Raw genomic sequence first — 5,965 nt, forward strand, 5'->3', positions numbered from 1 at the left:
GCGGCGCGGCCGTGCAGCCCGGCATCGTGATGCCGTAGCCGCAACGCAAAGCCGTCGGCGAACCCGCGCGCCTCGGCGACCTGATCGGGCGGCAGCGTGCGGGCGGGCATCGGCACCTTGAGGTGCTTGCCCGACGCCGCCGGCGCGTCGGCGGTATAGGCAAGCTCGACCTCAGGCTCATCGGCGATCGCCCGGGCGGTGCCGGCGAGGACGGCCTTGAGGCGGTCGAGGGGGGTGTCGGCAGGCATTACCAGAGCGTCTCGCAGCCCAGGCGCGCGAGTTCGCGATCACGGGTGATGACGATCAGCTGCTCACATCGAGCCTGACCGGCGATCAACCGATCAAAGGGATCGCGGTGCGGGCCGTCGAGATAGGCCGCTTCCAGCGCATGGCAATCGGTGATCGCCATGAGGTCGAAGCCGTTAGCCGCCAGCAGTTGCGGGTATTCAGCCCGGAACGCCGGGATGGCGGTCAGCCGCCCATTGTGCGACTTGATGCCGATTTCCCAAATGCTGACGACGCTGAGGTGGATGCGGGCAGTCGATTCCTCGATCAGGCGTCGGGCGTTTTCGCCGAGGCGGGGGCTATCGACCCACCACCACAAAGCAGCATGCGTGTCGAGCAGGTAGCCGTTCAAAAGCCGTGCTTCTCAGATCGCTTGCCTTCCCAGAGTTCAAGCTCCTCTTCCGATAGCGGCGCATCAAACGCATCCCAGTCGATCTTGTCCGTCACCGTTAGCCCGCCCGGCTTGCGCTTCGGCCGGACCACCGGTTCAATCGGCACGAGCTTGGCGCACGGCACGCCGGCCTTAGCGACGATGATTTCTTCGCCCGCACGCGCACGATCGACGAGGCGCGACAGATGCGTCTTCGCTTCGTGGATATTGAACGTCTTTTGCGGATCGGCCTCGGCCATCGTCGCCTCCTTGAGTGGACTAACTATCCTAGTCCACCCCGCCCATCAACCCTTCCCTACCACGCTCTCCGGCAGGTCCTTCCCGAACACGCGCTGGTAATATTCCGCCACCAGCGACCGTTCCGCCTCGTCGCACTTGTTGAGGAAGCTCAGCCGGAAGGCGAAGCCGACGTCGCCGAAGATCAGCGCGTTCTGCGCCCAGGTGATGACGGTGCGCGGGCTCATCACCGTTGAGATGTCGCCGTTGACGAAGCCCTTGCGCGTCAGGTCGGCGACGCGGACCATGGCGTCGACGGTCTTCTTGCCGTCGGGCTTGTCATACTCGCCCGACTTGGCGAGGACAATCCGCGCCTCGATCGCCGCCGGCAGGTAGTTGAGCGTCACCACCACGTTCCAGCGGTCCATCTGGCCCTGGTTGATCTGCTGCGTGCCATGGTACAGCCCGCTGGTGTCGCCCAGCCCGACGGTGTTGGCGGTGGCGAACAGTCGGAACCAGGGACTGGGACGGATGACGCGGTTCTGGTCCAGCAGGGTCAGCTTGCCCTCGGTCTCCAGCACGCGCTGGATCACGAACATCACGTCGGGGCGGCCGGCGTCGTACTCGTCGAACACGAGCGCGGTCGGCGTCTGCAGCGCCCAGGGGAGCAGGCCTTCGCGGAACTCGGTCACCTGCTGGCCGTCGCGCAGCACGATGGCGTCGCGGCCGACCAAGTCGATGCGGCTGATGTGCGCGTCCAAATTGATGCGGATGCACGGCCAGTTGAGCCGCGCCGCAACCTGCTCGATATGCGTCGACTTGCCGGTGCCGTGATAGCCCTGCACCATCACGCGGCGGTTGTGCGCGAACCCGGCGAGCACCGCCAGCGTCGTGTCGTGGTCGAACACATAGGCGGGGTCGAGGTCCGGCACGCGCTCGTCGGCCTCGCTGAACGCCGGCACTTCCCAGTCCAGGTCGAGCCCAAAAGCGTCGCGCACCTTCACCATCTTGTCGGGCACGTCGAGCAGGGTCGTTGCCCGGCTGTCGGGCTGGATATTGGGGATGTCGGTCATGGCGCGCCTCGTTTCACGCCATGCCTTACGGCCAAGCGGGGTGCCGCATCAACCGGGTTGGGCGATGGACAGGTGGTCAAAACCGCAGCAGCATGCGGGCGAGGGGAGAATCGACATGGCGACGCGGCACGGCTTTCCGGTGTGGTACGAACTGGTGACGCCCGACCCCGACGCCGCGACCGGCTTCTATCAAGCGGTGACGGGCTGGACGATCGATCCGGCACCCGCGGCTGGTCCCGACTATCGCATGATCGCCGGTCCCGATGGCGGCGTCGCCGGGATGCTGCGGCTCGATGCGGCGATGCAGGCGGGCGGGGCGCGGCCGACCTGGCTGGCCTATATCGGCGTCGACGACCCCGACCACACGGCCGGGCAGGCATGTGATCTCGGCGGCGGCGTGGTCGTGCCGCCGACCGACATCCCCGGCATCGGCCGCTTTGCGCTGCTGACCGATCCGCAGGGCGCGCCCTTCTATGTCATGCGTGGGCACAGCGACGCGCCGTCGACATCGTTCGCCGAACACCGGGTCGGCCGCTTCGGCTGGAACGAGCTGTCGACCACCGATGGTGACGTGGCCCTCGCCTTCTACGGCGCGCTGTTCGGCTGGGAAAACCGCGAGACGATGGATATGGGGCCGATGGGCGGCTACCATTATCTCGACCGGGAGGAGACCCGGCTGGGGGCGATGGTCGAGATGAAGGGCCATCCGGCGGGCTGGCGGCTCTACATCAACGTCGCCGACATCGATGCGGCGGTGGAGGCGGTGCGCGCCGGCGGCGGCCGCGTCGACATGGGGCCCTATGCGGTGCCGACCGGCAACGTCATCGTGATCGGCACCGACCCGCAGGGCGCGGGCTTTGCGCTGGTCGGGCCGGGGAAGTAGGAGGAGCGACGTCGGCCCGCCCTACGCGAACGCCGGTGCCTGGCGCAGCTGCTGATAGGCGGCGACCACCTTCTGCAGCGCCGCCTCGTGGCTGCGATCGCCGCCGTTGCGGTCGGGATGGTAGCGGCGGACCAGCTCGGCATAGCGTTTGCGCAAGGCCATCCGGTCGGCGGTGGCGGCGAGCCCCAGCGTCTTGAGGCTGGTGCGGTCCTGCCCCGACAGCGGCTTGCCGTCGGTCCGCTCGGGTGCGTGCTCGCGACGGTAGCGCGCACCGATCGCGTCGAGCGGGTCGGCAAAGTCGGCCCAGCGCGGCCCCGGATCGGTGCCGGCATGAGCAAAGGCGCGGGTCTCGCGCTCCCACCCCGCCAGCGGGCGCTGCGCGGCATAGATCTCCTCGGCGGTCATGCCGTCAAAGTAATTGTAACGGCTGTTGAAGGCGCGGACATGCTCCAGACACAGCCAGCGGAATGCCGGTGGGCCGCCGTCGCTCGCGCCCTCCAGCGGCGGCGCGCGGAACTCGCCGGGCTCGGTACAGCCCGGCTCGCAGCAGACCCGGCCGTTCGCCTCCATCCGGCCGTGGAAGCGGGTCTGAGGTCGATCTTTCTTGTCGGTCGAGTGCGGCACGGATGATCCCTTGGAGTGCGATCGGTGTATATAGGCGCGATGACCGACCCCGCGAATACCCCGCTGACCGGCGTGATCGAGGCGCGGCTAACCGCCGCCCTGTCGCCCACCAACTTGTTGGTCAGCAACGACAGTCACCTTCACGCCGGCCATGCCGGGCATGACGGGTCGGGCGAGTCGCACTTCAGCGTCCGCATCGAAAGCGCCGCCTTCGCCGGCCAGTCGCGGGTTGCGCGGCAGCGACTGGTCAACGCCGCGCTTGCCGATCTGCTCGCCGGCCGCATCCATGCACTCGCCATCAAGGCGACCGCGCCGGGGGAGAGCTGAATGGCCTATGACCTGTGGTACTGGCCGACCATCCAGGGGCGCGGCGAATTCGTGCGGCTGCCGCTGGAGGCCGCCGGCATCGCCTACCGCGACCGCGCGCGCGAGGACGGGGCCGAGGCGATGGTCGCCGACATGGCGAGCCGCGGCGGCCGTGCGCCGTTCGCACCGCCCTACCTGGCGATCGACGGGCTGGCGATCGCGCAGGTCGCCAACATCCTGCTCTACCTGGGCGACCAGCATGCGCTGGCACCATCGGCGATGGGCGATCGCTACTGGCTCCACCAGCTCCAGCTGACGATCACCGACTTTGTCGCAGAGGTTCACGACGTCCACCACCCGGTCGCCAACGGCCTCTATTATGACGAGCAGATGCCGGAGGCGGCGCGCGCCGCCGCGCAGTTCCGTAGCCAGCGGCTGCCCAAGTACCTCGATCACTTCGAGGCGGCGGTCGACTGCAATCCCGGCGACTGGCTGATCGATCACCAGTGGAGCTATGCCGATTGTTCGCTGTTCCAGCTCGTCGAGGGGCTGCGCTACATGTTCCCGCGGCGGATGGCGGTGCTGGAGCCGGGTTATGCCGGGCTGATCCGCATCCATGATCAAGTCGCCGACCTGCCGGGGATCAGGAGCTATCTGAAGAGCGAGCGGCGGCTGCCGTTCAGCACCGAAGGTATCTTCCGCGCCTATCCCGAGCTCGATGACGACGACTGAGCGCGTCCCCCGTCCGGCGGCGCGCATCCTGCTGGTCGACGGGCGCGGCCGGGTGCTGCTGCTGCGCTTCACCCCCGCCGACCGGCCGCCGCTGTGGTGCACGCCGGGCGGCGCGGTCGATCCCGGCGAGAGCTATGCGGAAGCCGCCCGGCGCGAGCTGTGGGAGGAGGTCGGCCTCGACCGCGACTGCGGGCCGGAGGTGGCGCAGCGGACCGCCGAGTTCCTGACCTTCGAGGGGGTCGAGGTGATCGCCGACGAGCGCTATTTCCGCCTCGACATCGACGCGCATGAGGTGAGGGCGGGGGCGCTGACGGCGCTGGAGCAGCAGCTGCTCGACGGCTGGCGATGGTTCGCGGCCGAGGAACTGGCCGTGCTGGAAGAGGCGTATTTCCCGGCGGACCTGGCGACGCTGCTGGAGGAGACCCGGCCGGGTTACTAACCCCATCGTCATGCCGGGCTCGTCCCGGCATCCAGAGCCACCGGCGGGCCGCTGCTTGGCCCTGGACCCCGGGTCAAGCCCGGGTCGACGGGTTGAGGCAATCGAGCGCCCATCCCGCCGCCTCGCGCACCACCTCGGACCCGTCCTCCAATAACGGCGTCAGCGCCCGTGCCAGCGCCGGGTCGCCGCTATTCCCCGCCGCTACCGCCGCGTTGCGCACCAGCCGGTCGCGGCCGATGCGCTTGATCGGTGAGCCGGCGAACACCTGGCGGAACCCGGCATCGTCGAGCGCCAGCAGATCCGCGAGCGCCGGCGCGGCCAACTCCGCGCGTGGCAGGAACGCGCGGTTCGCCCCGGCGGCGGCGGCGAACTTGTTCCACGGGCACACCGCCAGGCAGTCATCGCAGCCATAGATGCGGTTGCCGATCGCCGCCCTGAACTCGTGCGGGATCGGCCCGGGATGCTCGATCGTCAGATACGCGATGCAGCGCCGCGCGTCGAGGCGGTAGGGTGCGGGAAAGGCGTCGGTCGGGCACGCCCGCTGGCAGGCGTCGCATGACCCACAGGCATCGCCGCCGGGCGCGTCCGGCACCAGCGCCAGCGTCGTGTAGATCGCGCCCAGGAACAGCCAGCTGCCGTCGGTGCGGCTGACGAGGTTGGTATGCTTGCCCTGCCAGCCCAGCCCCGCCGCCTCCGCCAGCGGCTTCTCCATCACCGGCGCGGTGTCGACGAACACCTTGAGCGGTGCGCCCGCCTCCGCCGCCAGCCACCGCCCCAACGCCTTCAACGCGCGCTTCACGACATCGTGATAGTCGCCGCCCTGCGCATAGACGGAGATGCGCCCCACTCCGCCCTCGTCCGCCAGCCGCAGCGGATCGGCGGCGGGGGCGTAGCTCATGCCGAGCGCGATCACGCTTCTCACCTCCGGCCACAGCGCGGCGGGGCTGGCGCGGTGATGGGCGCGCTCCTCCATCCAGATCATGTCGCCGTGCCGCCCCTCGTCGAGCCACTGGCGC

9 protein-coding genes and 1 pseudogene are annotated in these 5,965 nt (G+C 69.1%); 4 read left to right on the top strand and 6 right to left on the bottom strand.

The window, feature by feature from the left end:
* The 4 genes and pseudogenes from HUU96_RS09920 to cobS all read right to left on the bottom strand — a co-directional run.
* Positions 1-248: pseudogene (locus tag HUU96_RS09920) on the bottom strand (cobaltochelatase subunit CobT); the annotation flags it as partial.
* A complete protein-coding gene (locus tag HUU96_RS09925; RefSeq protein ID WP_174292652.1) occupies positions 248-637 on the bottom strand; it encodes a type II toxin-antitoxin system VapC family toxin in 390 nt (129 codons plus the stop codon). The pseudogene HUU96_RS09920 and the gene HUU96_RS09925, both read right to left, overlap by 1 nt.
* A complete protein-coding gene (locus tag HUU96_RS09930; protein WP_174292653.1) occupies positions 634-915 on the bottom strand; it encodes a type II toxin-antitoxin system Phd/YefM family antitoxin in 282 nt (93 codons plus the stop codon). The genes HUU96_RS09925 and HUU96_RS09930 overlap by 4 nt, the downstream gene beginning before the upstream one ends.
* 45 nt (positions 916-960) lie before the next feature.
* Positions 961-1,965 carry a cobaltochelatase subunit CobS gene (gene cobS, locus HUU96_RS09935; RefSeq protein WP_174292654.1) on the bottom strand — a complete coding sequence of 335 codons (1,005 nt, stop codon included), beginning with the start codon at positions 1,963-1,965 and terminating at the stop codon, positions 961-963.
* 115 nt (positions 1,966-2,080) lie between these two features.
* Here cobS and HUU96_RS09940 point away from each other — a divergent pair, with 115 nt between their 5' ends.
* Positions 2,081-2,848 carry a VOC family protein gene (locus HUU96_RS09940; protein WP_174292655.1) on the top strand — a complete coding sequence of 256 codons (768 nt, stop codon included), beginning with the start codon at positions 2,081-2,083 and terminating at the stop codon, positions 2,846-2,848.
* A 21-nt stretch (positions 2,849-2,869) separates the two neighbouring features.
* Here the strand turns inward: HUU96_RS09940 and HUU96_RS09945 are convergent, their stop codons facing one another.
* Positions 2,870-3,418, bottom strand: a complete 549-nt coding sequence (locus tag HUU96_RS09945) for a DnaJ domain-containing protein (protein WP_174292660.1) — start codon at positions 3,416-3,418, stop codon at positions 2,870-2,872.
* Positions 3,419-3,511: 93 nt separating this feature from the next.
* Between HUU96_RS09945 and HUU96_RS09950 the strand changes: the two genes are divergently transcribed.
* From HUU96_RS09950 to HUU96_RS09960, 3 genes are read left to right on the top strand one after another with little or no spacing between them, the layout of a single operon-like run.
* Entirely contained in the window at positions 3,512-3,799 is a 288-nt protein-coding gene (locus HUU96_RS09950; protein ID WP_174292656.1) for a BolA family protein, read from the top strand.
* Positions 3,800-4,510, top strand: coding sequence for a glutathione S-transferase (locus HUU96_RS09955; RefSeq protein ID WP_174292657.1), 711 nt, complete (start codon positions 3,800-3,802; stop codon positions 4,508-4,510).
* On the top strand, positions 4,497-4,949 hold the full coding sequence (locus HUU96_RS09960) for an NUDIX hydrolase (RefSeq protein ID WP_174292658.1): 453 nt from the start codon (positions 4,497-4,499) through the stop codon (positions 4,947-4,949). Before HUU96_RS09955 ends, HUU96_RS09960 begins: the two co-directional genes overlap by 14 nt.
* A gap of 73 nt (positions 4,950-5,022) precedes the next feature.
* Here the strand turns inward: HUU96_RS09960 and queG are convergent.
* A partial coding sequence (gene queG, locus HUU96_RS09965) for a tRNA epoxyqueuosine(34) reductase QueG (protein ID WP_174292659.1) occupies positions 5,023-5,965 on the bottom strand: 943 nt, incomplete at its 5' end.

It is taken from the genome of Sphingomonas bacterium, assembly GCF_903644135.1.
GTDB lineage: Bacteria > Pseudomonadota > Alphaproteobacteria > Sphingomonadales > Sphingomonadaceae > Sphingomonas.